Origin of the sequence: Pseudomonas sp. Z003-0.4C(8344-21) (assembly GCF_900104975.1) — a bacterium.
Lineage (GTDB): Bacteria > Pseudomonadota > Gammaproteobacteria > Pseudomonadales > Pseudomonadaceae > Aquipseudomonas > Aquipseudomonas granadensis.
On record NZ_LT629756.1, the window covers coordinates 3096855 to 3121130 of the forward strand.

Annotated in this window: 18 protein-coding genes; 6 read left to right on the top strand and 12 right to left on the bottom strand. The window is 61.6% G+C overall.

The window, feature by feature from the left end; translation table 11 throughout:
• Positions 1-48 precede the first annotated feature (48 nt).
• Both BLU24_RS14230 and BLU24_RS14235 read left to right on the top strand, forming a co-directional pair.
• Positions 49-2130: a putative bifunctional diguanylate cyclase/phosphodiesterase gene (locus BLU24_RS14230; protein WP_090283755.1), complete on the top strand. Its 2082-nt coding sequence runs from the start codon at positions 49-51 to the stop codon at positions 2128-2130.
• 189 nt (positions 2131-2319) lie between these two features.
• Positions 2320-3066 carry an SDR family oxidoreductase gene (locus BLU24_RS14235; RefSeq protein ID WP_090283753.1) on the top strand — a complete coding sequence of 249 codons (747 nt, stop codon included), beginning with the start codon at positions 2320-2322 and terminating at the stop codon, positions 3064-3066.
• Between the two features lie 123 nt (positions 3067-3189).
• On the opposite strand, the gene mapR is transcribed toward BLU24_RS14235, so the two are convergent.
• The 3 genes from mapR to BLU24_RS14250 form a co-directional block, all read right to left on the bottom strand.
• Positions 3190-4599: a GntR family transcriptional regulator MpaR gene (gene mapR, locus BLU24_RS14240; RefSeq protein ID WP_093101296.1), complete on the bottom strand. Its 1410-nt coding sequence runs from the start codon at positions 4597-4599 to the stop codon at positions 3190-3192.
• Between the two features lie 238 nt (positions 4600-4837).
• Complete coding sequence (gene ccoG / locus BLU24_RS14245) at positions 4838-6280, bottom strand: cytochrome c oxidase accessory protein CcoG (protein WP_093101298.1); 1443 nt, start codon at positions 6278-6280, stop codon at positions 4838-4840.
• Positions 6281-6475: 195 nt separating this feature from the next.
• On the bottom strand, positions 6476-6709 hold the full coding sequence (locus BLU24_RS14250) for a DUF3203 family protein (RefSeq protein ID WP_093101300.1): 234 nt from the start codon (positions 6707-6709) through the stop codon (positions 6476-6478).
• A gap of 124 nt (positions 6710-6833) precedes the next feature.
• Between BLU24_RS14250 and BLU24_RS14255 the strand changes: the two genes are divergently transcribed.
• The gene (locus BLU24_RS14255) at positions 6834-7346 is read left to right on the top strand and encodes an MgtC/SapB family protein (protein WP_090283745.1); all 513 of its coding nucleotides are present in this window, start codon (positions 6834-6836) and stop codon (positions 7344-7346) included.
• 139 nt (positions 7347-7485) lie between these two features.
• Here the strand turns inward: BLU24_RS14255 and BLU24_RS27785 are convergent, their stop codons facing one another.
• The gene (locus tag BLU24_RS27785; protein ID WP_172833271.1) at positions 7486-7644 is read right to left on the bottom strand and encodes a hypothetical protein; all 159 of its coding nucleotides are present in this window, start codon (positions 7642-7644) and stop codon (positions 7486-7488) included.
• Positions 7645-7861: 217 nt separating this feature from the next.
• Here BLU24_RS27785 and BLU24_RS14260 point away from each other — a divergent pair, with 217 nt between their 5' ends.
• The 3 genes from BLU24_RS14260 to glgB all read left to right on the top strand — a co-directional run bounded on the left by BLU24_RS14260 (position 7862) and on the right by glgB (position 15595).
• Positions 7862-9859: an alpha-1,4-glucan--maltose-1-phosphate maltosyltransferase gene (locus BLU24_RS14260; protein WP_093101302.1), complete on the top strand. Its 1998-nt coding sequence runs from the start codon at positions 7862-7864 to the stop codon at positions 9857-9859.
• Between the two features lie 160 nt (positions 9860-10019).
• Positions 10020-13361, top strand: coding sequence for a maltose alpha-D-glucosyltransferase (treS, locus tag BLU24_RS14265; RefSeq protein WP_093101304.1), 3342 nt, complete (start codon positions 10020-10022; stop codon positions 13359-13361).
• A 2-nt stretch (positions 13362-13363) separates the two neighbouring features.
• Complete coding sequence (gene glgB, locus BLU24_RS14270) at positions 13364-15595, top strand: 1,4-alpha-glucan branching protein GlgB (RefSeq protein ID WP_093101306.1); 2232 nt, start codon at positions 13364-13366, stop codon at positions 15593-15595.
• Positions 15596-15718: 123 nt separating this feature from the next.
• On the opposite strand, the gene BLU24_RS14275 is transcribed toward glgB, so the two are convergent.
• The 8 genes from BLU24_RS14275 to glgX form a co-directional block, all read right to left on the bottom strand.
• Positions 15719-16789, bottom strand: a complete 1071-nt coding sequence (locus tag BLU24_RS14275; protein WP_093101308.1) for an autotransporter domain-containing protein — start codon at positions 16787-16789, stop codon at positions 15719-15721.
• 389 nt (positions 16790-17178) lie between these two features.
• Entirely contained in the window at positions 17179-17961 is a 783-nt protein-coding gene (locus BLU24_RS14280; RefSeq protein WP_090283735.1) for an endonuclease/exonuclease/phosphatase family protein, read from the bottom strand.
• 188 nt (positions 17962-18149) lie between these two features.
• Positions 18150-18908: a PIG-L deacetylase family protein gene (locus BLU24_RS14285; protein WP_093101310.1), complete on the bottom strand. Its 759-nt coding sequence runs from the start codon at positions 18906-18908 to the stop codon at positions 18150-18152.
• A gap of 151 nt (positions 18909-19059) precedes the next feature.
• Positions 19060-19746 carry a glycosyltransferase gene (locus BLU24_RS14290; protein ID WP_093101312.1) on the bottom strand — a complete coding sequence of 229 codons (687 nt, stop codon included), beginning with the start codon at positions 19744-19746 and terminating at the stop codon, positions 19060-19062.
• A complete protein-coding gene (locus BLU24_RS14295; protein WP_093101314.1) occupies positions 19743-20342 on the bottom strand; it encodes an SAM-dependent methyltransferase in 600 nt (199 codons plus the stop codon). Before BLU24_RS14295 ends, BLU24_RS14290 begins: the two co-directional genes overlap by 4 nt.
• Complete coding sequence (locus BLU24_RS14300) at positions 20339-21097, bottom strand: PIG-L deacetylase family protein (RefSeq protein WP_093101316.1); 759 nt, start codon at positions 21095-21097, stop codon at positions 20339-20341. Before BLU24_RS14300 ends, BLU24_RS14295 begins: the two co-directional genes overlap by 4 nt.
• On the bottom strand, positions 21094-22092 hold the full coding sequence (locus BLU24_RS14305; protein WP_093101318.1) for an acyl-CoA dehydrogenase: 999 nt from the start codon (positions 22090-22092) through the stop codon (positions 21094-21096). Before BLU24_RS14305 ends, BLU24_RS14300 begins: the two co-directional genes overlap by 4 nt.
• A 1-nt stretch (position 22093) precedes the next feature.
• Complete coding sequence (gene glgX, locus BLU24_RS14310) at positions 22094-24253, bottom strand: glycogen debranching protein GlgX (protein ID WP_093101320.1); 2160 nt, start codon at positions 24251-24253, stop codon at positions 22094-22096.
• Positions 24254-24276: the final 23 nt, after the last annotated feature.

Below are 24276 nucleotides of genomic sequence, written 5' to 3' on the forward strand. Positions count from 1 at the left end.
CGACCGAGAATGGACGCGATTGTGCGTTGGGTGGCCACGAGAATCCCCATGCTCATCGGTAGTTACTCCTCCACTCTGGTTTTCATTTCGTTGTGCGTGGCGATTCTCGCTTCCTACACCGCACTCGACCTCACCGGCCGCATCGCCACTGCCAAAGGCCGGGCCGTGCATTTCTGGACGGCCGGCGGCGCGTTCGCCATGGGCGTCGGCGTCTGGTCGATGCACTTCATCGGCATGCTCGCCTTCAAACTGCCGATCGATCTGGGCTACGACATTGTCCTCACCGCGCTGTCGCTGCTGATTGCCGTGCTGTCCTGCGGCTTTGCCCTGTGGCTGGTCAGCCAGCCGAAGCTGCCGATCCTGCAACTGGGCTTCGGCGCGCTGATCATGGGCGCCGGCATCAGTGCCATGCATTACACCGGCATGGCGGCGATGCGCATGACACCAGGCATCGATTACGATCCGGCGCTGTTTGGCGCCTCGTTGCTGATCGCCGTCGGCGCTTCGGCCGCAGCGCTGTGGATCGCTTTCCGTCTGCGCCAGCATTCGCCTCATGTGCGGCTGATTCGCGCCGGTGCAGCGGTGATCATGGGGGTTGCCATCGTCGGCATGCATTACACCGGCATGGCCGCTGCGCAATTTCCGGCCGGCAGTTTCTGCGGCGCCACGCTCAACGGCTTGAAAGGCAACGGCCTCGACGGTCTGGTCCTGATCACCACGCTGGCGGTGCTATCGATTGCCTTGCTCACCTCGATCCTCGACGCCCGCCTCGAAGCACGTACTGCCGACCTCGCGCATTCGCTGACCGTGGCCAACCGCGAACTCACCCAATTAGCGCTGCACGACACCCTGACCGGTCTGCCGAATCGCATGCTGCTCGACGACCGCATCAATCAGGCGATGAAAAAAGTCCATGAACACGGCGGCTGTTTCGCGCTGATGTTTATCGATCTGGACGGTTTCAAGCCGGTCAACGATGCGTTCGGCCACCACATGGGCGACGAGTTGCTGCGCGAGGTCGGTGTGCGTCTGCGCGAGGATCTGCGCGGCCAGGACACGCTGGCGCGGATCGGCGGTGACGAGTTCGTCCTGCTGGTGCGTTTGAGTGAACCCAATGATGCGCTCGGCCTGGCTGCGCGCCAGGTGGGTTTGGTCGCCCAAGCGTTCCGCGTCGCGGGTCATGATCTGCAGATTTCCGCCAGCGTCGGCATCGCCCTGTACCCGGGCAACGGCCAGAACGCCCAGGAACTGCTGATGAACGCGGACGCGGCGATGTACCACGCCAAGGGTGGCGGAAAAAACGGCTACAGCTTTTTCGACGCCTCGATGAACAACAACGCGCGCAAGCAGTTGCAGTTGCTGCAGGACCTGCGCGCGGCGCTGGAGCACAGTCAGTTCAGCCTGCATTACCAGCCCAAGTTCGACGCCGGCAATGGTCGGGCGGTCGGGGCCGAGGCGTTGCTGCGCTGGCAGCACCCGGTGCACGGCCTGTTGATGCCGGACAAGTTCATCGAACTGGCGGAGAAAAGCGGCCTGATCATTCCGATCGGTGAGTGGGTGCTCAACGAGGCCTGCCGGCAGATGCGCGAGTGGTTTGTGCTCGGTTACACCGACTGGCGGATTGCCGTGAACCTCTCGGCCCTGCAGTTCTGCCACACCGGGCTGGTGCGCAGCGTCGCCAAAGCGTTGGCCACGCATCACTTGCCCGCGAACAGCCTGACCCTGGAAATCACTGAGACCACGGCGATGAGCGATGCCGATGCGAGCATGACGGTGTTGCAGGAGTTGTCGGACATGGGCGTCGACCTGTCGATCGATGACTTCGGCACCGGATATTCCAGCCTGATGTACCTCAAGCGCCTGCCGGCCAACGAGCTGAAGATCGATCGGGGTTTTGTCCGCGATCTGGAACACGACAGCGACGACGCGGCGATTGTCTCGGCGATCGTGGCGCTGGGGCAGGCGCTGGGTCTGCGGATTGTTGCTGAAGGGGTTGAAACCGGGGTGCAGCAGAAGTTTCTGACCCAGTTGGGCTGTGATTCCTTGCAGGGCTATCTGCTCGGGCACCCGATGCCGGCCGAGCGTTTCATGCAGGACATTGTGCGCGGTGAGGCATTGGCGCTGGCCTGACTGACCGCGTCGCCTGCCATCGCCAGCAGGCTGGCTCCCACACTGGATCTGCTCATGACGCCGAGCCCTGTGGGAGCTAGCCTGCTGGCGATGGCGGCCGGCCGGGCGCCACAGACCTTATGCAAAACCCGGCAATGACGGTTATTCTTGGCCCCGACTGTCACGTGTGCATTTGGGGGAAAGGCCAGCATGGATAAAGTCATCGTGATCACCGGCGGCGGGCGTGGCATCGGCGCCGCTACGGCGCTGTTGGCGGCCGAGCAAGGCTATCGGATCTGCATCAACTATCAGTCGGATGAACAAGCCGCGCACAGTGTGCTCGAGCAAGTCCGTGCCTTGGGCGCCCAGGCCATTGCGGTGCGCGCCGACGTCAGTATCGAAGACGAAGTGATCGCGCTGTTCCATCGCGTCGACAGCGAGCTGGGCCGGGTCACCGCTCTGGTGAACAACGCCGGCACCGTCGGGCAAAAGTCGCGGGTCGATGAGATGTCCGAATTCCGTATTCTGAAAATCATGAAAACCAACGTGCTGGCGCCGATCCTCTGCGCCAAACACGCGATCCTGCGCATGTCGCCCAAGCACGGCGGGCAGGGTGGCAGCATCGTCAACGTGTCCTCCGTCGCCGCACGGCTCGGTTCGCCCAACGAGTACGTCGATTACGCCGCCTCCAAAGGCGCACTCGATACCTTCACCATTGGCCTGTCGAAGGAAGTGGCGGGCGAAGGCATTCGGGTCAATGCGGTGCGTCCGGGTTACATCTATACCGATTTCCACGCGTTGAGCGGCGACCCCGAGCGGGTCAGCAAACTGGAATCGGCCATCCCCATGGCCCGTGGTGGCCGCCCGGATGAAGTGGCGGAGGCGATTGTCTGGTTGTTGTCGGACAAGGCGTCGTATGCGACGGGGACGTTTGTGGATCTGGGGGGCGGGCGCTAGTTCTGCGGTGGCTGGTCGGGCGCTATCGCCAGCAGGCTGGCTCCCACATTGGTTCTGTATTCACAAATCTACTGTGGGAGCCAGCCTGCTGGCGATGGCGATCAACCAGGCGATATCAATCTGTCAGAACGACCGCACAATCCGCCCCAACGTCTCCATGGCCTTTTCCGAATCCTCGGTCCACGGGCTGCCATAGTTCAGGCGAATGCAATTTCGAAAGCGTTGGGTCGGTGAGAAAATCGGCCCCGGCGCTATGCTGATGCCTTGGGCCAGCGCCATCTGAAACAACTTCAGCGAATCCATCTGCGGTGGCAATTCCAGCCACAAAAAGTACCCGCCTGCCGGCTGGCTGACGCGCGTCTGCGCCGGGAAGTAACGAGCGATGGCCGCGAGCATGGCGCTTTGCTGTTCTTCCAGCGCATAGCGCAATTTGCGCAAGTGGCGGTCGTAGCCGCCGTGTTGCAGGTAATCGGCAATCGCTGCTTGCGCCGGCATCGACGCGCACAGCGAGGTCATCAGTTTCAGTCGTTCGATTTTCTGCGCATAACGCCCGGCGGCGACCCAGCCGATGCGATAGCCGGGGGCGAGGCTTTTGGCGAACGAGCCGCAGTGCATGACCAGCCCTTCGGTGTCGAACGCCTTGGCCGGCTTCGGCGCGTGCTGGCCGTAATAGAGTTCAGCGTAGACATCGTCTTCGATCAGCGGGACCTGGTGCTCGCGCAGCAATTCGACCAGTTCCTGTTTCTTCGCCTCGGGCATGGTCGCGCCCATCGGGTTCTGAAAACTGGTCATGCACCAGCAGGCCTTGATCGGATGGCGTTCCAGCGTCTGCGCGAGCACGCCGAGGTCGATGCCGTCACGCGGATGCACAGGAATTTCCACGGCCTTGAGCTTGAGCCGCTCGAGCACTTGCAGGCTGGCATAGAACGCCGGGGCTTCGATGGCCACCAGATCGCCGGGCTCCGTCACGGCTTGCAGGCACAGGTTCAGCGCTTCGAGCGCGCCGTTGGTGATCAGCAGTTCTTCCATCGGCAGCATCAGCCCGCCGACCATGTAGCGCAGGGCGATCTGACGACGCAATTGCGGATTGCCCGGCGACATGTCGGTGACCACCATGCGCGGGTCCATCTCGCGCGCGGCGCTGGCGAGCGAGCGCGACAGGCGTTGCAGCGGGAACAGGGTCGGACTGGGGAAGGCCGAGCCGAAGGGTACGGTGTTCGGGTCCTTGATCGAATCGAGCACCGAGAACACCAGTTCGCTGACGTCGACTTCGGTGGACTCATTGACCTGATGGCTGATCACCGGCTCGGAAAACGGGCTCGGTGCATGAGTGTTGACGAAATAGCCGGAACGCGGACGCGCACGGATCAGGCCGCGGCGTTCGAGCAGGTAGTAGGCCTGGAATACCGTGGACGGGCTGACGCCGTATGTCTGGCTGGCGTAACGCACCGACGGCACGCGCTGGCCGGGACCGAGGACGCCGGAGCGAATCAGTTCAGCGATGTCGTCGGCGAATTTTTCGTAGCGTTTCATTGGGGGCCTTGGTGTTCTGGATTTTTGTGGTGTGTCAGGGGGAAGGCCCCTCACCCTGGCCCTCTCCCGGGGGGAGAGGGAACTGACCGTGTTGAATTCGAGAAGTACGCTGACCTGAGCTGGCTGTGTTGAATTCATAATCAACTCGGTTTTGCAGATTGATGCAGAAAGTCATACACATCGGTCGGCTCCCTCTCCCTCGGGAGAGGGCTGGGGTGAGGGGCGCGATTCTAACGGCTCAACGATTCATCGGCGCGACAAACCTGCTCTTGGCCACGCTGTAAACCTGTGGCTCGTCGCTGTCGGCGATCTTGAAACTCAACGTTTGCGAGCTGCTGCTCGGCCGTTCGCTGGTCATCGCCACGGACACGGGCACATCGACAATCTCGCCGGGCGCCAGGCTCAGTTCGGTCTGGCCTTGCAACTGGAAGCCATCCGCGTCGACCAGTTGCAGGTTGTAGTTCTGTCGCTGTTGAGTCTTGTTGATGACCTTGAGGCTGTAGATGTTCTCGACCTGTCCCAACGCATTTTCGCGAAACAGCCCGCGGTCCTTGGTCACGTCCAGCGAGACCATCGGCCGCTCTACCAACGCCAGTGCCAGCGCGCCGATCATCACCAGCAGCACCAGCGTGTAGCCGATCAAACGAGGCCGCAGCAGATGCGTTTTGCCGCCCTGCAATTCGCGCTCGGAACTATAGCGGATCAGCCCGCGCGGGTAGTTCATCTTGTCCATGATCGAATCGCAGGCATCGATGCACGCGGCGCAGCCGATGCATTCCATTTGCAAACCGTCGCGGATGTCGATGCCGGTCGGGCAGACCTGCACGCACAGCTGACAATCGATGCAATCGCCAAGCCCCGCTTCAACCGGTTTGATTTCGCGTTTGCGCGGCCCACGGTTTTCGCCGCGGGCGGCGTCGTAGGCGATGGTCAGGGTGTCCTTATCGAACATCACGCTCTGGAACCGCGCATAGGGGCACATGTGCATGCACACCGCCTCGCGCAGCCAACCGGCATTGATGTAGGTGGCTGCGGTGAAGAACAGCACCCAGAACAAACTGACACCGCCGATCTGCAAGGTCAGCAGCTCTTCCGCGAGTGGCCGGATCGGGGTGAAGTAGCCGACGAAGGTCAGGCCGGTGAGCACGCTGATCGCCAGCCACAAGGTGTGCTTGGCCGCGCGCCGTGCCAGTTTGTTCAGGTTCCACGGCGCGGCTTGCAGTTTGATCCGCTGGTTGCGCTCGCCTTCGGTGATTTTCTCGCACCACATGAAAATCCACGTCCACGAACTTTGCGGGCAGGTATAGCCGCACCAGACGCGGCCGGCGAACACGGTGATGGCGAACAGGCCGAACGCGGCAATGATCAGCAGCGCCGACAGCAGAATGAAATCCTGTGGCCAGAAGGTTGCGCCAAAGATATGGAATTTGCTTTCAGCCAGATCCCAGAGCACCGCCTGGCGACCACCCCAATTCAGCCACACGGTGCCGAAGAACAGTGCAAACAGAAACCCCGCGCCACTCAGGCGCAAGTTGCGGAACAGACCGGTGAAGCTGCGGGTGTGAATCTGGGTGTCGCTGGACTTGAATGTCGCCTTCAGCGGCCGTGCGGGCACCTTCTTTATATGAGGCGCTTGGGTGGGGGACGCTTCAACGGTTCGGACGGGGATTCGTTCGCTCATGGTCGTTCGCTCATCAGCCTCCATCAGGCCGGAGCACTATGAGCGTCGATCTGTTTGCAGAACAGACTCAGGTATTTGAATAAAAAGCGGATCAGATGAGCTTTGGCGCAGCGCCTGCGTCAACTTGAAGCAGCACGCCGATAAAGGCGCAAGCGCCTATCGCAGGCGCTTGCGCGCGGTGTTGATCACGGTCAGTCAAATCACCGAATCACCCGTGTCGGCTTTCACGTGTTCGCGGCCGTCTTTGGCGCCGGCGACGGTCAGTGCATCGACTTCAGCTTCGGTCAGGTAGATGCGCTGACCTTCGATATCGACGGCCGACATGGCTTTGTCGGTGTCGGTGACCACCGTCAGGTCGCTGCACAGGCGAATTTCCTCGCCGTTTTCGGTGGTGAAGAAGCACGTCTGGTTCTCGATTCGAACGGGCATGAGCGCTGTCCTTTTTCCATGAGGGTCTTGTGGATTAGGGCGCAAGCGTTGCGGTTGGTTCTGCGCAACCGATTAATGGTCGCCGTTGTCCATCGTTTATCAAGCCATAACAAGAGACTGAACGATGGACGACTGGTGGGACGAGGTGTGGCAAACCCTGCAAGCGGAATTTGCCGACGTCGCCGATGCATCGCAAATCACCCGCATCACCGTACGCCTGGTGATGGCAGCGGTGCTCGGCGGCATTCTTGGCTTCGAGCGCGAGCACAAGGGCAAGGCCGCTGGCGTGCGTACGCACATGCTGGTGGCGCTGGGCGCCGCGTTGTTTGTGCTGGTGCCGCAAACCTCAGGCGCGGAATCCGATGCCATGAGTCGGGTGTTGCAAGGCGTGATCGCCGGGATCGGCTTTCTGGGGGCCGGGACCATTCTGAAGAATCAGCAGGGCGACGAGGCCCACGTCAAAGGCCTGACCACAGCGGCGGGGTTGTGGATGACGGCGGCGATCGGCGTGGCGGTGGGGCTGGGCAAGGAGGCGACAGCGCTGCTGAGTACCATTCTGGCGCTGGCGATCTTCAGCGTGATGCCTCATGTGGTGCGGGTGTTTGAAAAGGACGTCGACAAGAATGACCACCTCTGACCGATCGCTGCCACGGTGATCGTTCCCACGCTCTGCGTGGGAATGCCTCAAGGGACGCTCCGCGTTCCGGTTTAAGAAGGGACGCAGAGCGTCCCGGGCTGCATTCCCACGCAGAGCGTGGGAACGATCAGTGCGAGGGCTAGACGACAACGGGGGGCATCGTCGATGGCGGTTCTTCTTTCGGCGGCGGTGTGGTACCCGGCGGTTCCTGCTCGGGCACCGCTGGCGGTTCGGTTTCCGGCAGGGTCGGTTTGTCGATGTTCGGGTCCGGCGTTTCCGCCGGGATCGGGATAGTCATTGAGAACCTCCGTGTGGCACATGGCGTGAGACGTGCTTAAGTGGGTTGACCACCTTGCGATCAATTCGATCCGCCGTCGCGGCGCAGTAATTTCATCTGAACTTTTATCCGCGGCGGTCGCTCGGAACCTAAGTGAGTTCAACACGGGGCGGCTGCCCTGTCGCGAACAGTGATCAGGCACAAGAGCGTCCTTGGGGCGTAGAAGGAGAGATGCTCAATGACTGCTGAACAACCTTCCGAACTCGGCTACAACCCGCACATGCCGCTGGCGCAGGCGTTGCTGCTGCCGCGTATCGTTATTGAAAACACCATGCCGACCCTCGACGGCGGCCAGTTCGCGGTCAAGTCGATCGCCGGGCGCGACATAGTCGTCACCAGCAAGGTCTTCGCCGATGGCCACGACAAACTCGCGGTGCGCATCCGCTGGCGCGAAGCAGGCGCCGAGGAATGGCAGACCGAGGTCATGTCCGATCAGGGCAATAACGGCTGGCGAGGCCAGTTCCGCCCGCAGGAGCAGGGCCGCTACGTTTATTGCATCGAAGCGTGGATCGATCATTTCGCCAGTTTTCAATATGAACTGGAGAAGAAACACAGCGCCGCCGTGCCGGTCTCGCTGGAATTGCAGGAAGGCCGCAGCATGGTGCAACAGGCCGCCGAACGCAGCGAAGGTCAGCTCAGCGAAGACCTTGCCGCGCTGCACCACCAATTGTCCGGCCTGCTCGAAACCGAGCAGGTCGCGTTATTTCTGCATTCGCGCAGTGCAGAGCTGATGGCCCAGGCCGATCACCGCGCCTATCTGAGCATTAGCCCCGAATTCCCCGTAGACGTTGAACGTGAACTGGCCGAGTTCGCCAGTTGGTACGAGCTGTTTCCGCGCTCGATCACCGACGATCCCAAGCGCCACGGCACGTTCAACGATGTGCATTCACGCTTGCCGATGATTCAGGACATGGGTTTCGACGTGCTGTACTTCACGCCGATCCATCCCATCGGTCGCGCGCATCGCAAGGGCCGCAACAATTCGCTGACCGCCGGCACGGACGATCCCGGCAGCCCGTATGCGATCGGCAGCGAGGAGGGCGGCCACGAAGCGATTCACTCGCAACTTGGCACCCGCGAAGACTTCCGCCGATTGGTGGCGGCGGCTGCTGAACACGGGCTGGAGATCGCTCTCGATTTCGCCATCCAGTGTTCGCAGGATCATCCGTGGCTCAAGCAGCATCCGGGCTGGTTCAACTGGCGCCCGGACGGCACGATCAAATATGCCGAGAACCCGCCGAAGAAATATCAGGACATCGTCAACGTCGATTTCTACGCACCGGATGCGATTCCGAGCCTGTGGGTGGAGTTGCGCGACATCGTCGTCGGCTGGGTCGAGGAGGGTGTGAAGATCTTTCGCGTCGACAACCCGCACACCAAACCGCTGCCGTTCTGGCAATGGCTGATCGCCGACGTGCGCGCGCTGTACCCGGAGGTGATCTTCCTTGCTGAAGCTTTCACCACCCCGGCAATGATGGCGCGTCTGGGCAAGGTTGGTTACACGCAGAGCTACACCTATTTCACCTGGCGCAACACCAAGGCCGAGCTGGCCGAGTATTTCACCGAACTGAACCAGTCGCCGTGGCGTGAATGCTACCGGCCGAATTTCTTCGTCAATACGCCGGACATCAACCCGGCGTTCCTGCATGACTCCGGGCGTCCCGGGTTCCTCATTCGGGCGGCGCTGGCGACCATGGGCTCTGGCCTGTGGGGCATGTATTCGGGTTTTGAACTGTGCGAATCGGCGCCGGTGCCGGGCAAAGAGGAGTATCTGGATTCGGAGAAATACGAAATCCGCGTCCGCGACTTCACTGCGCCGGGCAACATCATTGCCGAGATCGCCCAGCTCAACCGCATCCGCCGGCAGAACCCGGCGCTGCACACGCATCTGGGCCTGAAGATCTACAACGCCTGGAACGACAACATTCTGTACTTCGGCAAGCGCAGCGCGGATGGCAGCAATTTCATTCTGGTGGCGGTCAGCCTTGATCCGCATAACGTCCAGGAAGCGAATTTTGAACTGCCGCTGTGGGAAATGGGTCTGCCAGACGATGCGACGACACACGGCGAAGACTTGATGAACGGCCACCGCTGGGACTGGCATGGCAAATACCAGTTCATGCGCATTGATCCGGCGTACCAGCCGTTCGGGATCTGGCGGATCAGCGCCACGTAAGAATGGCGATTTTCCTGTGGGAGCTGGCTTGCCAGCGATGACGTTGGGTCAGCCAGCATTTTCGGTGCTGTTCCACCGCAATCGCTGGCAAGCCAGCTCCCACAATGACCTCATTGCTTTGAAAAGCAGGTTGTCTTCAAGTATTTAACAGGAGTTTCACATGGCGAAGAAACCCAAGGCAGCCGCCTTCATCAAAGACCCGCTCTGGTACAAGGACGCGGTGATCTATCAGGTTCACGTCAAATCGTTTTTCGACTCCAACAATGACGGAATCGGCGACTTTCCCGGCTTGATCGCCAAACTCGATTACATTGCCGACCTCGGCGTCAACACCATCTGGCTTTTGCCGTTCTATCCTTCGCCACGCCGCGATGACGGCTATGACATCGCCGAATACCGCGGCGTGCACAGCGACTACGGGACCATGGCCGATGCGCGGCGGTTTATCGCCGAGGCGCACAAGCGTGGCTTGCGCGTCATTACCGAGCTGGTCATCAACCACACCTCGGACCAGCATCCGTGGTTTCAACGGGCACGCAAGGCCAAACCCGGCTCAGCGGCGCGGGATTTCTACGTGTGGTCGGATGACGACCAGAAATACGACGGCACGCGGATCATCTTCCTCGACACCGAAAAATCCAACTGGACCTGGGACCCGGTCGCTGGCCAGTACTTCTGGCACCGCTTCTATTCACACCAGCCGGACCTGAATTTCGATAATCCGCAAGTCATGAAAGCGGTGCTGTCAGTGATGCGCTACTGGCTGGACATGGGTATCGATGGTCTGCGTCTGGACGCGATTCCGTATCTGATCGAGCGTGACGGCACCAACAATGAAAACCTGCCGGAAACCCACGACGTCCTCAAGCAGATCCGCGCCGAGATCGACGCCAATTACCCTGACCGCATGCTGCTCGCCGAGGCCAATCAATGGCCGGAAGACACGCAGCTGTACTTCGGCGACACCGATGCTGCCGGGATCAATGGCGATGAATGCCACATGGCTTTTCACTTTCCGCTGATGCCACGCATGTACATGGCGCTGGCACAGGAAGATCGCTTCCCGATCACCGATATTCTTCGCCAGACCCCGGAAATTCCTGCCAACTGCCAATGGGCGATTTTCCTGCGCAACCACGATGAGCTGACCCTGGAAATGGTCACCGACAAGGAGCGCGATTACCTGTGGAACTACTACGCCGCGGATCGTCGTGCACGGATCAACCTTGGTATCCGCCGCCGTCTGGCGCCGTTGATGGAACGTGATCGCCGCCGCATCGAATTGCTCAACAGCCTGTTGCTGTCGATGCCCGGCACGCCGACTCTGTATTACGGCGACGAGATCGGCATGGGCGACAACATCTATCTGGGCGACCGCGATGGCGTGCGCACCCCCATGCAGTGGTCGATCGACCGCAACGGCGGCTTTTCCCGTGCCGACCCGGCGAGTCTGGTACTGCCGCCGATCATGGACCCGCTCTACGGGTATCAATCGGTCAACGTCGAAACCCAGTCCGGCGATCCGCATTCGCTGCTGAACTGGACGCGCCGCCTGCTCGCTGTGCGCAAACAGTCCAAGGCGTTCGGTCGGGGCACGTTGAAGATGCTCTCGCCGAACAATCGTCGCGTGCTGGCGTATATCCGTGAGTACACCGATGTCGACGGCAAGCACGAGATCATTCTGTGTGTGGCCAACGTGTCGCGCAGTGCGCAAGCGGTGGAGCTGGATCTCTCGGCCTACGCCGGCATGGTCCCGGTAGAAATGCTTGGTGGCAACGCGTTCCCGCCCATCGGCCAGTTGAATTTCCTCCTGACCCTGGCGCCGTATGGCTTCTACTGGTTCGGCCTGGCCGCGGAAAACCAGATGCCGAGCTGGCACGTCGAGCCGGCGCAGAGCCTGCCCGACTTCACCACGCTGGTACTGAAAAAACGCATGGAAGAACTGCTCGAAGCGCCGTCGCGCACGACGCTGGAGCAAAGCATCCTGCCGAGCTGGCTGCAGAACCGCCGCTGGTTCGCCGGCAAGGATGCGGCCATCGAGAAGGTCCATCTGGCTTACGGCGTGCGTTTCGGCGATGCCCAGCATCCGGTGCTGCTCAGCGAAATCGAAGTCACTGCTGGCGGCCAGACCCATCGCTATCAGTTGCCGTTCGGCTTCATCGCAGAGGACCAGGTCGGCCCGGCATTGCCGCAGCAATTGGCGCTGTCGCGTGTAAGACGCGTGCGACAGGTCGGTCTGATCACCGATGCGTTCAGCCTTGAGGCGTTCGTGCGCGCAGTGCTGCAAGGCATGCAGAACGACACGGTGCTGGAGTCGGCCGAGGGTGAAATCCGCTTTGCCTCGACACCGCATCTGGAAAAACTTGGCCTTGGCGCGGAGTCGGAAGTGCGTTATCTGTCGGCCGAGCAGTCGAACAGCTCGGTGGTGATCGGCAACAGCCTGGTGCTTAAGCTGATACGTAAAGTCGCTTCTGGCGTACACCCGGAACTGGAGATGAGCGCTTACCTGACCGAGGCCGGATTTGCCAATATCTCTCCGCTGCTGGGTTCGGTGATTCGCCGCGATGGCGCAGGCGAAGACAACCTGCTGATGATTGCCCAAGGTTATCTGAGCAATCAGGGCGATGCGTGGGAGTGGACGCAGAACAACCTCGAACGGGCCTTGCGCGACGAGCTGGCAGATGCCGTCTCCGAGCAGGAGCAACATTACAACGCCCTTGGCGAGTTGAAGGATTTTGCCGGCATGCTCGGCCAGCGTCTGGGCGAGATGCATCAGGTGCTCGCCGCGCCGACCGACAATGCCGATTTCGCACCGCAAGTGGCGTCGGCCAAGGACATGCAGGCGACCGGCAAGGACGTGGCCGCACAAGTGGAGCGCGCGCTGACCCTGCTCAAGCAGCATCAGGGCGAACTCAGCGCCGCGGACCAGAAACTGGTCAAGCGCTTGATCGACGACAAGAAAACCATCCTCGCCCATGTGCAGGATCTGGCGAAAAAAGCCACCGGCGGGCTGCGCATTCGCGTCCACGGCGATTTGCACCTTGGGCAGGTTCTGGTGATCAAGGGCGACGCCTACCTGATCGATTTCGAGGGTGAACCGGCGCGGCCATTGGGTGAACGCCGTGGCAAACACAGTCCGTACAAGGACGTCAGCGGGGTGTTGCGCTCCTTCGATTACGCAGCGGCGATGACCATCAACGTGCACAACGTCGATAACAGCGCCGGAGCCGAAGCCGCGCGCAAACGCGTCGCCGAGCGCTATTTGCGCGAGGCCCGTGAGGCATTTGTTCAGGCATACCGCCAGGCGGCGGCTAACCTTGATCATGCCTGGCAGGATCCTGCAGGTGCCGACGCCGCGCTGGCGCTGTTCGGCCTGGAGAAGGCGGCCTATGAAGTGGCCTATGAAGCCTTGAATCGCCCCACGTGGCTGCCCGTGCCATTGCACGGTTTGTATGGGTTATTGACGGGGCTTAAACCCTTTTCCGATCTTGGTGGAGAGTAGTCATGAGTTTCTCGAACAAGGAACAGGGTCAGGTCAAAGAGGCCTTGCTGCCCTCGGCAAAAGATATCGATGCCTTGGTGCGTGCTGAACATCACGATCCTTTTTCCATTCTCGGTCCGCACGGCGATGGCGCTGGCGGGCAATTCATCCGCGCCTATCTGCCCGGCGCGCTGAGTGTGGCGGTGCTGGACAAGGACAGCGGCGAAGAACTCGGCCCGCTGGAAATGACCGAAACGCCGGGGCTGTTTGTCGGCCACTTTGCCCAGGCGCGTTCGTACCTGCTGCGCACACGCTGGGCGGGTGGCGAGCAGGTCGCCGAAGATCCTTACAGCTTCGGCCAGTTGCTCGGCGAAATGGACTTGTACCTGTTCGCCGAAGGCAATCACCGTGACCTCAGTGCCTGCCTCGGTGCGCAGCTGACAACCGTCGACGGCGTCGATGGCGTGCGCTTCGCCGTATGGGCGCCGAATGCCCGGCGGGTCTCGGTGGTCGGTGATTTCAACGTCTGGGACGGTCGTCGCCATCCGATGCGCTTGCGCCATCCGTCCGGGGTGTGGGAACTGTTCATTCCGCGTATGCAAGCGGGTGAGTTGTACAAATACGAAATTCTTGGCGCGCACGGCATTTTGCCGCTCAAGGCCGATCCGATGGCGCTGGCTACCAGCCTGCCGCCGGACACCGCCTCGAAAGTCGCCTCGCCGTTGCAGATCGACTGGCAGGATCAGGACTGGATGAGCAGCCGCCACGAGCGCCAGCAACGTGCCAAACCGCTATCGATCTACGAATTGCACGCCGGTTCGTGGCAATGCGAGCTGGACGATCTCGGCGAAGTAGCGCGCCAGTACAGCTGGCCGGAGCTGGCCGATCGACTGATTCCGTACGTGAAAGAACTCGGTTTCACTCACATCGAATTGATGCCGATCATGGAGCATCCATTCGGCGGTTCGTGGGGTTACCAACTGCTTTCGCAGTTCGCGCCGAGCGCGCGATATGGCACGCCGGATCAGTTCGCCGCGTTCGTCAATGCCTGCCATCAGGCCGACATCGGTGTGATCCTCGACTGGGTGCCGGCGCATTTCCCGACCGATACCCACGGGTTGGCGCAATTCGACGGCACCGCGCTGTATGAATATGCCAACCCGCTGGAAGGCTTCCATCAGGACTGGGACACACTGATCTACAACCTTGGCCGCACCGAAGTGCACGGCTACATGCTCGCTTCGGCGTTGCACTGGCTCAAGCACTTCCATATCGACGGTTTGCGCGTCGACGCGGTGGCTTCGATGCTCTATCGCGACTATTCACGCAAGGCTGGCGAATGGGTGCCGAACCGCCACGGCGGACGCGAGAACCTTGAGGCGATCGACTTCCTGCGCCACCTGAACGATGTGGTCGAACTCGAAGCGCCGGGCGCGTTGGTGATTGCCGAAGAGTCCACTGCATGGCCCGGTGTCAGCCAGAGCACCCAGCAGGGCGGCCTCGGCTTTTCCTACAAATGGAACATGGGCTGGATGCACGATTCGCTGCATTACATCCAGCAGGATCCGGTGTACCGCGCGCATCATCACAACGAGCTGAGCTTCGGTCTGGTCTACGCCTGGTCCGAGCGTTTCATCCTGCCGATTTCGCACGACGAAGTGGTGCACGGCAAGCATTCGCTGATCGACAAGATGCCCGGCGACCGCTGGCAGAAATTCGCCAACCTGCGCGCCTATCTGAGCTTCATGTGGACCCACCCGGGCAAGAAGTTGTTGTTCATGGGCTGCGAGTTCGGCCAGTGGCGCGAGTGGAACCACGATCAGCAACTGGACTGGTATCTGCTGCAATATTCCGAGCACAAAGGCGTGCAGAAGCTGGTTGGCGATCTCAATCGGTTGTATCGCGAAGAGCCGGCGCTGCACGATCAGGATGACGCGCCGCAGGGCTTCCAGTGGTTGATCGGCGACGATGCGATCAACAGCGTTTACGCCTGGTTGCGCTGGAGCAAGGAGGGCGAGCCGGTGCTGGTGGTGGCCAACTTCACGCCGGTGCCGCGCCAGTCCTATCGTGTCGGTGTGCCGTTTGCCGGCCGCTGGAAAGAACTGCTCAACAGCGACGCCGAGACCTATGCCGGTTCCAACTATGGCAACGGCGGCGGGGCGCAGACCGAAGAAGTGCCAAGCCATGGTCAGGCGCTGTCGCTGGAGTTGAACCTGCCGCCGCTGGCCGTGTTGATTCTCAAGCCGGAGGGTTGATCCGAGACCGTGGCGCAGCCATCGCGAGCAGGCTCACTCCTACACTTGGAATGCGTTCCCCTGTAGGAGTGAGCCTGCTCGCGATGGCGTCAGCGCAAACACTTTCGCAACCAAGCCAACCACTCACCAACGCATCCGCACACCCAGGCTGCCGATCAACCCATTCAAATCGTTATCATCGACATCGCTGCTGTAATCCGCGCTGACATACAGGCTCACCGTGGGACTCATGCGTGCCACCAGTCCGAGGCCTAAATCCACCGTCGATGACTTGCGGCTGCTGCTGATCTTGTCGACCTGATCCAGCGTTACCGTGCTGCCGGTGTAGACGGTGTGCCAGAGGTTGGTGCGCACGTAGGGTTCCACCGGCAAACCGTTCAAATCGTAACTGCCCTTCAATCGCGCGCCGACGCGACCGCTCCACGCCGTCAGGTCACTGGACGAGGTGTTGCCGGAACCTGCATAAGGCGTGTCGAGGCTGATGCGTTGATTGATCAATTGCGCCTGCGGCTCCACCACCCAGTTTTCGCTCAGCCCGATGGGAAAACCACCTTCGACCGAGAACGTCATCGCGCTGCCTTCACTGGCCTGGCGTGCGCCTTGCGGGCTGCGGCTGAAACCACTGACACGTCCGGCGCTGGCGGACAGATCGACGTGCCAGCCCTGAGCGCCGGTCAGGCTGTAATAGGCACCCAGGCTTTGGCCTTGCAGATTCAGTGTGTCAGTGCCGGGGTCGGCGAGGGCGCGGCTGGTGAGCGGGCCGTTGCGACTGGCGCGGATCTGATTATCGCCACCGATGACACCGATGGTTTGCGTATAACCGTTGTGGCTTTGCAGGGTCAGCAGCGCCGGCCCTTTGCTCTCGCCGCTGCCGGGCATTGCGTAGCTGGACGACAACACATCGGTTTGCGCTTGCCGCGCACTGCGCCCGTACAACTCATCCCAGGCTGAAGGTGCGAGATCTTCACTGATCAGCCGTGAGCCGATTGGATCACGCCGTGGGCCGGGTTGCTGCGGGTCAGGGGTAAGCACTGTGACGGGGAGGGTCATCACCGGCACGTCCGCGCGATACCAGATGCGGGTGGCATCCACCGCTGGCTCGGCCTTGGCCTCCATGGACGAGCACAACAGGATCGAGCTCGACACGGTGCAGAAAGTGAATCTGATCTCTTGTGGGGTGAGTGAAGTTTTCATGGCGGTCTACCTTGCAGGCGCATGCGGCATCTCGATGTGGCGCCTCTCCTACCCCGAACGAGGGGCGACCGAATGGAGCGGGGCGAGCCGTGACCGCTCGCTTTTGCGAGTGGCCGGAGGTTCGTCCCGGTTGATTTTCCGGGGTAGTAAGGTAGAGATAAGAAGAGTGATGGCGCTGCGTCAAGAAATTGGACGATGGGCGGTAATTGGCAAAACGGCTCCGCCAAATCTTTGTTTTTATGCGTATTACTAAGTGGTTGTTTGTGCGAGGAATCGCCTGTGCAACGGCCAGGCAGAGCTGTTCAGTCCCCCGACGGAAGGTAGTCGTGCATGCGCCAACAGTGGCGCCACCGACCTCGGCGCCAAGCAAGGCACTGTCAAAATTGCGTCTACAGATGCACTTCCACTGCCAGCGGCAAATGATCGGAAAGATGCGTCCACGGTTTGTTGCCAAGGATTTGCGGGTCATGGCTGCTGGCATTGCGCAGGTAGATCCGGTCCAGTCGCAGCAATGGGAATCGTGCCGGATAGGTCTTGGCCGGGCGGCCATGATGACGCTCGAATGCCTCGTGCAGATAGTCACGCCGTGCAAGGGCGACGTTGCCTTGCAACTGCCAGTCGTTGAAGTCGCCGGCGATGATGACCGGGGCGTCGTCAGGCAGCGATTCCAGTAGCTGGCAAAGCAGCTTCAACTGCAATTGCCGGTGACTTTCGAGCAGACTCAAATGCACGCAGATGGCATGCACTTCGGCGTGCCCCGGCACATCGAGTATGCAATGCAGCAAGCCACGCCGTTCGGGGCCGGTGATCGACACATCGAGGTTGCGGTATTCGCGGATCGGGTATTTCGACAGCAGGGCATTGCCGTGATGGCCGTCGGGGTACACAGCGTTGCGCCCGTAGGCAAAATCGCTCCACATACTGTCGGCGAGAAATTCGTACTGCGAGGTTTGTGGCCATTCGTTGTAGCGGCTCGAATGCCGTTCATGTTCACCGACCACTTCCTGCAGGAACACCAGGTCGGCCGCCGTACTGCGCACCGCTTCGCGCAGCTCGGGCAGGATGAAGCGGCGATTCAGTGCGGTGAAGCCCTTGTGGGTATTGACCGTCAACACGCGCAGGCGATGAATGACGGGTGCGTCGACACGCTGACGCTCGGGTTCGCTGGACACGTTCACTCCTCGAAATTACGCACGCTTGTTCATGCGACTGATGGGGAGGGGTGGCAGTTCCGTCTGATCTGAACACAACCCCTCTGTAGGAGTGAGCCTGCTTGCGATAGCGGTGGGTCAGGCAATAGATGCGTCAATTGATAGACCGCTATCGCGAGCAGGCTCACTCCTACAGGGGGCATTCATTGTCAGACGAAGACAATTTCATAGGGCAAGCGCATCCGCTCCAGGATCACCGGTGGCAACAGCGGCGCGATGCCAATGGCCGGTTCGCCGTTGAGCTGGCTGGCGTAGGCGTGGGTGGCGTGGCTTTTGCGCGCGACGGTCCAGGTGTCGAGGCGCACTTTGCGTGCGCGCTCCCAGGGGATCTGTTGCTGTTCGCGCTCCGGCCAGTGCCAGGCCCAGACCGGCACATCGTGGTAGCGGGCGCCGACCTGTTCTGCGGCTTTGGCGCTGGCACGGCCGACCGCTTCATGGTCATCGTTGCCATCGTTGCGCCAGGTACTGAACACCACATCGCCGGGGCGCAGGTACCGATTGATGAACTCGCAGACCTGCGCTTCCTGCACCCGCAGCGCATTGTCGGTGAAACCGCCGCGCACCCATTTCAGGCTGTGCATCGGCAGGCCGAGGCGGCGCAGGGCTTCGACGCTTTCCTGCGGGCGAAACACGCTCAGGCGTTTTTCCGACCATTGCCGCGAGCCGGGGTGGCTGGCGCTGCCATCGGTGATCGAGAGCAATTGCAGCGGATGGCCGAGGCTGGCGAGCAGTTGCAGGAGGCCGCCGCACGTCACCACCTCATCACCGGGATGCGGGGCGATCAACACGGCGCGAGCGCCGGGCGGGACCAGAGCGAGGGTATTGATGACGGGAATGCTGTCGAGCTGCGCGGCCGAATTCCAGATCTGCGCCGGCAGATTGCTTTCATTGAGGATGAACGGTTTCATCAGTGCGACGTCCTTGTGTGGCATGCCCAGTGTCATCGGTCACAAACGCTGACCGTGAACGCTGATGGCAAAATGGGTTGCAACTGTGCGGTGCTCCGACCCTTGGGTTACCGCGATGCAGAGTATTGCTCAAGACACGGGATTCGTCGCGTCACAGATCAATCTGATCCGTATTTTTTTCGCCAGACTGTGTCAGATTGCGCAAATAGTCGCCGAATCCGCCGCGGGCGCGGCTGTCGAGGCGGGCGCTGGTGTGTACCCGTGGGCGATGGCTCCAGGCGATGTGCGCACCCGAGCGTTCCAGGGCGCGCACCAGTTGCACGTCTTCGTCGCAAGCCAAGGGTTTGAAGCCGCCGGCAGAGATATAAGCCGCCGCGCTGACACCCAGGTTGGCGCCATGGATATGCCGGTGGCCCTCACGTGCCTGATAGTGGCGGTGATAGCGGATCTGCGCCGCTTCATCCACCGAATCGGGCCAGTGCTCAATGGTCACCGTGCCGCACACCGCGTCAGCCTGCAGGCCGAGCTGAGCGACCAGCCAATCGTCGGCGACGCGGCTGTCGGCGTCGGTGCAGGCGATCCAGCGTGCGCCACGCTCCAGCAACCACCAGGCGCCGACGGCGCGCGCTTCGCCAACGTTGCTGGCATCTATCGGCAAGCACAGCACCGGGTATTGACTGACAATCTGCGCCGAGCGATCAGTGCAGCTGTCGAGCACCACCAGCACTTGCACTTCCTCGCCGGACAGTTGCGCATGTTGACTGGCGCGCAATGCGGCGCGCAGGCACTCATCGAGCAGCGCCTCTTCGTTGTGTGCCGGAATCACGATCCCAATCAACGCAAACCCTCCAGCGCCGCCACCGAACGTGGCTCGCGACTCCACACCTCAAGAATGAAATCCGCTTCCTGATGCAGCACCAGACGCGGCAATGCCAGTTGTTCATGAATCTGATCGTGGACCTGCCGTGCATTCAGCGCGCAGCCCTCGATCGGCGGGCGCCAGTGGCAGGCCAGTAATTGGCCGTCGGCGGTCAGGGAATTGCCGATGTGGCGGATCACTTCTGTCAGATCCTCGCGGTCGAGGTAGTAGCCGATTTCGCTAAATACAATCAGGTCGAATTTTTCCTCCGGCCAGTGCCCGGGGAGGCGGTTCTGCCGCACTTCGACGTGGTCGAACAGGCTCAAGCGGGTCTGCGCCAGTTTCACCGCGGCGGCGGCAGTGTCGCAGCACACCAGACGGCTGCAACGGCTGGCCAGCTCGGCGCTCAGTTCGCCGTTGGCGCAACCCGGTTCGAAGATCGCCCGATAATGCGGACGCGGCAGGGCGGCGAGGGTGATCGCGCGTTTGCGCTGTTCGTACCAGCGTTGGCGGAATGCCCAAGGGTCGTCGTTACCGGAAAACAGACCGTCGAAATAGCGATCCTCGACACTCAAAGGAACACCACTTCGAAAGGCTGCAACAAACGTTCAAGGACATACGGCGCCAACACCGGCGCCAGTCCTGCATCGCGGTCGCCTTCCAGTTGGCTGGCGAACGCATGGGCGGCGTGGCGTTTGCGTGCGACGTGCGTCGGCGACAACAGAATCTTGCGCGCGCGTTGCCACGGCACCGCCGCGTCTTCCGGCGTCGCCCAGTGCCAGGTCCACACCGGTAGCTCGTGACACACCACGCCGGCACGGCGCGCCGCTTCGAGGCTGGCGCGGCCGACCGCTTCATGATCGCTGTGACCGTCCTCACGCCACGTGGTAAACAGCACGTCGTGAGGATGCAAATAGCTTTGAATGAATTCGCTCAGTGCCTGCTCTTGCGCTGCCACTTGAGTGTCGGTGAAACCGCCGCGCAGCCATTTCAGGCTGTGCATCGGCAAACCGAGACGGCGCAAGGCTTCGGCGGACTCCTGCGGGCGCACTACGCTCAGACGTTCAACCGGCCAGAGCGTCGAGCCGGGGTGGCTGGCGCTGCCGTCGGTGACCGAGATCAGTTGCATCGGCCGTCCGGCGGCGGCGAGCAGTTGCATCAGCCCGCCGCACCCGAGCACTTCATCATCCGGATGCGGCGCGACAATGACGGCTCGTGCGCCGGGCGGCACCAGACCAAGCACATCAATCACCGGCAACTCCGCCAGGCGCCGCGAATTTTGCCACTGATGCAGCGAGGTGCCCTGGCCGACAATCGGGTTGGCTTTCATAGTGCCCAGACCTCGCCGGGCTGCTGCGCGACCCTTTGCCCGAGCGCGGCAAGATCGCGCTCGGCATGACTCTGACGCAGGAACACCGGCAGGTCGGCCACCAGATGGGCAAAACGGCGATCCTGACAAAACGGTCCGGCACCGAGCGCTCGGCCGGTGTCACGCAAGACCTGTTCGGCGGACTGTTCGACCACCGCCCGCGCACGCCGCGCCAGCAGTTCAGCGTCGGCTTCGGGCTGGGCGTCGATCTGCAAAGCGCTGAAGCGCAGCACATCGGCGGCGGCCTGCAAGGCGCTGTCGACCGCACCGAGGTGCGCCAGTGCGTGCGGTTCATCGCGTTCGGCACAGTGTTGGCGCAAGCGCTCGCCGATCTGCCGCGCCGCGCCGTACCAGCACGCCGCAATGCCGATCCCGCCTTGCCAGAAACCCGGCCGTTGCAGGTAGTCGCCGGGATCGCCGATGGCCTGGGCTTCGGCGTTCTCGAACACCACCTCGACGCTGCCGGTGGCACCCATGCCCACGGCTTGCCAGCCGTGCTCGGTGATGGTCACGCCGGGTTGGTCGAGGGCCACCGCAACCAGTTGCTGCTGATCGTCCGCGTCCCATGCCGTGAGCAGGGCATGGCTGAGCACCGCCGCGCCGGAACACCAGGCCTTGCGCCCATTGAGATTGACCATGTGCCCGGCCGGGCTGACCCTGACGCGTGCCTGCGGCGGCTCTGCCGCCCACATGCCCCAGGTGCTGCCGGGTGTCGGCGTGCCGCCCAGTTGTTCGATGATGGCCAGCGCGTCGGTGTGCCCCTCATATAGCTTGCACAGCCCCAGATCATGCCCGCCGACCGCCGCCAGACGCTGAAAACGCTCCAGCGTGTGACCGCTGCCGGGCAGCGGCAGGCGATCCAGTCCAGCCTCGACCATTGCCCGCAGGCATTGGCCGAGGGCGGCGGTGGCGGCGTAATCCGGCGCACGTCGGGCCAGATAGCTTTGCAGGTCCATATCACTCTTCTTCGTCGCGTTGCAGTTCGAACAACAGCAACGAGCGCCCGGTCACCGAGTATTCGTGGCCGAATTCGAAGCGTTCCTGGCCGCGAATCGCCGGTTGATTGGTATCGACCATGCACGTCCAGAAGCCGCCATCCGGTACTTCTGGCAAGACGAAGTTGACGATGTCGTGGTGCGCGTTGACCACCAGCAACAGCGTCGCATCGCCACCCTTGCGGCGAATCCCGGTCTCCTGCGCGCGACCATCAAGCAGCATGCCCAGGCAGCGGTTGTGTGCGTCATGCCAGTGCTCGGTGGTCATCTCGGTGGCGTCCGGCGCCAGCCAGGTGACGTCCTTGACGCCGATGTCCTCGTTGTACTCGCCGACCAGAAACCGCCCACGGCGCAGGATCGGGTAGGCCAGACGCAGCTTGATCAGGCGCTTGACGAACTTCAGCAGGGCCTTGCCGTCCTCGCTCAGGTCCCAGTTGACCCAGCCGATCTCGCTGTCCTGGCAATAGGCATTGTTGTTGCCGTCCTGGGTGCGGGCGAACTCATCGCCGGCGACGATCATCGGCGTGCCTTGGGCCAGCAGCAACGTGGCGAAGAAATTGCGCATCTGCCGGTGGCGCAGGGCGTTGATTTCCGCATCGTCGGTCGGGCCTTCGACGCCGTGATTCCAGGACAGGTTGTTGTTGCTGCCGTCCTGATTGTTTTCGTCGTTGGCTTCGTTGTGCTTGTCGTTGTACGAGACCAGATCGTTGAGGGTGAAACCGTCGTGCGCGGTGACGAAGTTCACCGAAGCGTAAGGCCGGCGCCCGCGTTGATTGAACATTTCTCCCGACGCGGTCATGCGGCTGGCGAAGTCGGCGAGCTGGCCGTCGTCACCTTTCCAGAACGCGCGAACGGTGTCGCGGAACTTGTCGTTCCACTCGACCCAGCCCGGCGGGAAGTTGCCCACCTGATAACCACCGGGACCGCAATCCCACGGCTCGGCAATCATTTTCACCTGGCGCAGCACCGGGTCCTGACGGCAGGCGACGAGGAAGCTGTGACGCTCGTCGAAACCGTCGTGATAACGCCCGAGAATGGTCGCCAGATCGAAGCGGAAACCGTCGACGTGCATCTCGCTGGCCCAGTAGCGCAACGAGTCGGTGACCATTTGCAGCACGCATGGATGGCTCAGGTCGAGGGTGTTGCCGGTCCCGGAGTCGTTGATGTAGTAGCGCTTGTCGTCAGGCATCAAGCGGTAGTACGAGGCGTTGTCGATCCCGCGCATCGACAGGGTCGGGCCTTGCTCGTTGCCTTCGGCGGTGTGGTTGTAGACCACATCGAGGATCACTTCGAGATTGGCATCGTGCAGGTGCGCGACCATTTCCTTGAACTCGGCAATCTTGCCGCTGGCCAGGTAGCGCGGGTCCGGGGCGAAGAAGGCGATGCTGTTGTAGCCCCAGTAGTTGGTCATGCCTTTTTGCAGCAAATGCTGGTCATTGACGAAGGCATGGATCGGTAACAATTCAACCGTCGACACGCCGAGCTTGCGAACGTGTTCCAGCACATCATCGACCATCAGGCCGGCAAAGGTCCCGCGTACGTTTTCCGGCACGGAGGGGTGACGCATGCTGATGCCGCGCACGTGGGTTTCATAAATGATCGTCTTGTCCCATGGCACGCTGACGCGGTGGTCGTTACCCCAGGTGTGCGCCGGGTCGATGACCTTGCACTTGGGCACGAACGGCGCACTGTCGCGTTCATCGAAACTGAGGTCGGCGTCCGGATGGCCGATGGTGTAGCCGAACAGCGCTTCCGACCATTTCAGTTCGCCCACCAACTGCTTGGCGTACGGGTCGATGAGCAATTTGTTGTGGTTGAAACGGTGACCGTTGGCTGGATCGTATGGGCCATAAACGCGGTAGCCATAGATCAGGCCCGGGTGCGCATCCGGCAAGTAGCCGTGGTAGATCTCGTCGGTGTACTCGGGCAATTCGATGCGCTCGAGTTCGACTTCACCGGCATCGTCGAAGATGCACAGCTCAACCTTGGTGGCATTGGCGGAAAACAGAGCAAAGTTTACCCCCAGACCATCCCAGGTCGCACCGAGCGGGAAGGGCAGGCCTTCACGGATTCTGGACGGCTCGGCGTGCGCGGCGGGCTCGGCTTTTTTTGGACGGGTCATGATTGCTCCTGCAAAAAACGAAT

Coding starts and splice junctions, on each gene's coding strand:
- BLU24_RS14230 (WP_090283755.1), top strand. CDS start 49: ATGCTCATCGGTAGTTACTCCTCCACTCTGGTTTTCATTTCGTTGTGC.
- BLU24_RS14235 (WP_090283753.1), top strand. CDS start 2,320: ATGGATAAAGTCATCGTGATCACCGGCGGCGGGCGTGGCATCGGCGCC.
- mapR (WP_093101296.1), bottom strand. CDS start 4,599: ATGAAACGCTACGAAAAATTCGCCGACGACATCGCTGAACTGATTCGC.
- ccoG (WP_093101298.1), bottom strand. CDS start 6,280: ATGAGCGAACGAATCCCCGTCCGAACCGTTGAAGCGTCCCCCACCCAA.
- BLU24_RS14250 (WP_093101300.1), bottom strand. CDS start 6,709: ATGCCCGTTCGAATCGAGAACCAGACGTGCTTCTTCACCACCGAAAAC.
- BLU24_RS14255 (WP_090283745.1), top strand. CDS start 6,834: ATGGACGACTGGTGGGACGAGGTGTGGCAAACCCTGCAAGCGGAATTT.
- BLU24_RS27785 (WP_172833271.1), bottom strand. CDS start 7,644: ATGACTATCCCGATCCCGGCGGAAACGCCGGACCCGAACATCGACAAA.
- BLU24_RS14260 (WP_093101302.1), top strand. CDS start 7,862: ATGACTGCTGAACAACCTTCCGAACTCGGCTACAACCCGCACATGCCG.
- treS (WP_093101304.1), top strand. CDS start 10,020: ATGGCGAAGAAACCCAAGGCAGCCGCCTTCATCAAAGACCCGCTCTGG.
- glgB (WP_093101306.1), top strand. CDS start 13,364: ATGAGTTTCTCGAACAAGGAACAGGGTCAGGTCAAAGAGGCCTTGCTG.
- BLU24_RS14275 (WP_093101308.1), bottom strand. CDS start 16,789: ATGAAAACTTCACTCACCCCACAAGAGATCAGATTCACTTTCTGCACC.
- BLU24_RS14285 (WP_093101310.1), bottom strand. CDS start 18,908: ATGAAACCGTTCATCCTCAATGAAAGCAATCTGCCGGCGCAGATCTGG.
- BLU24_RS14300 (WP_093101316.1), bottom strand. CDS start 21,097: ATGAAAGCCAACCCGATTGTCGGCCAGGGCACCTCGCTGCATCAGTGG.
- BLU24_RS14305 (WP_093101318.1), bottom strand. CDS start 22,092: ATGGACCTGCAAAGCTATCTGGCCCGACGTGCGCCGGATTACGCCGCC.
- glgX (WP_093101320.1), bottom strand. CDS start 24,253: ATGACCCGTCCAAAAAAAGCCGAGCCCGCCGCGCACGCCGAGCCGTCC.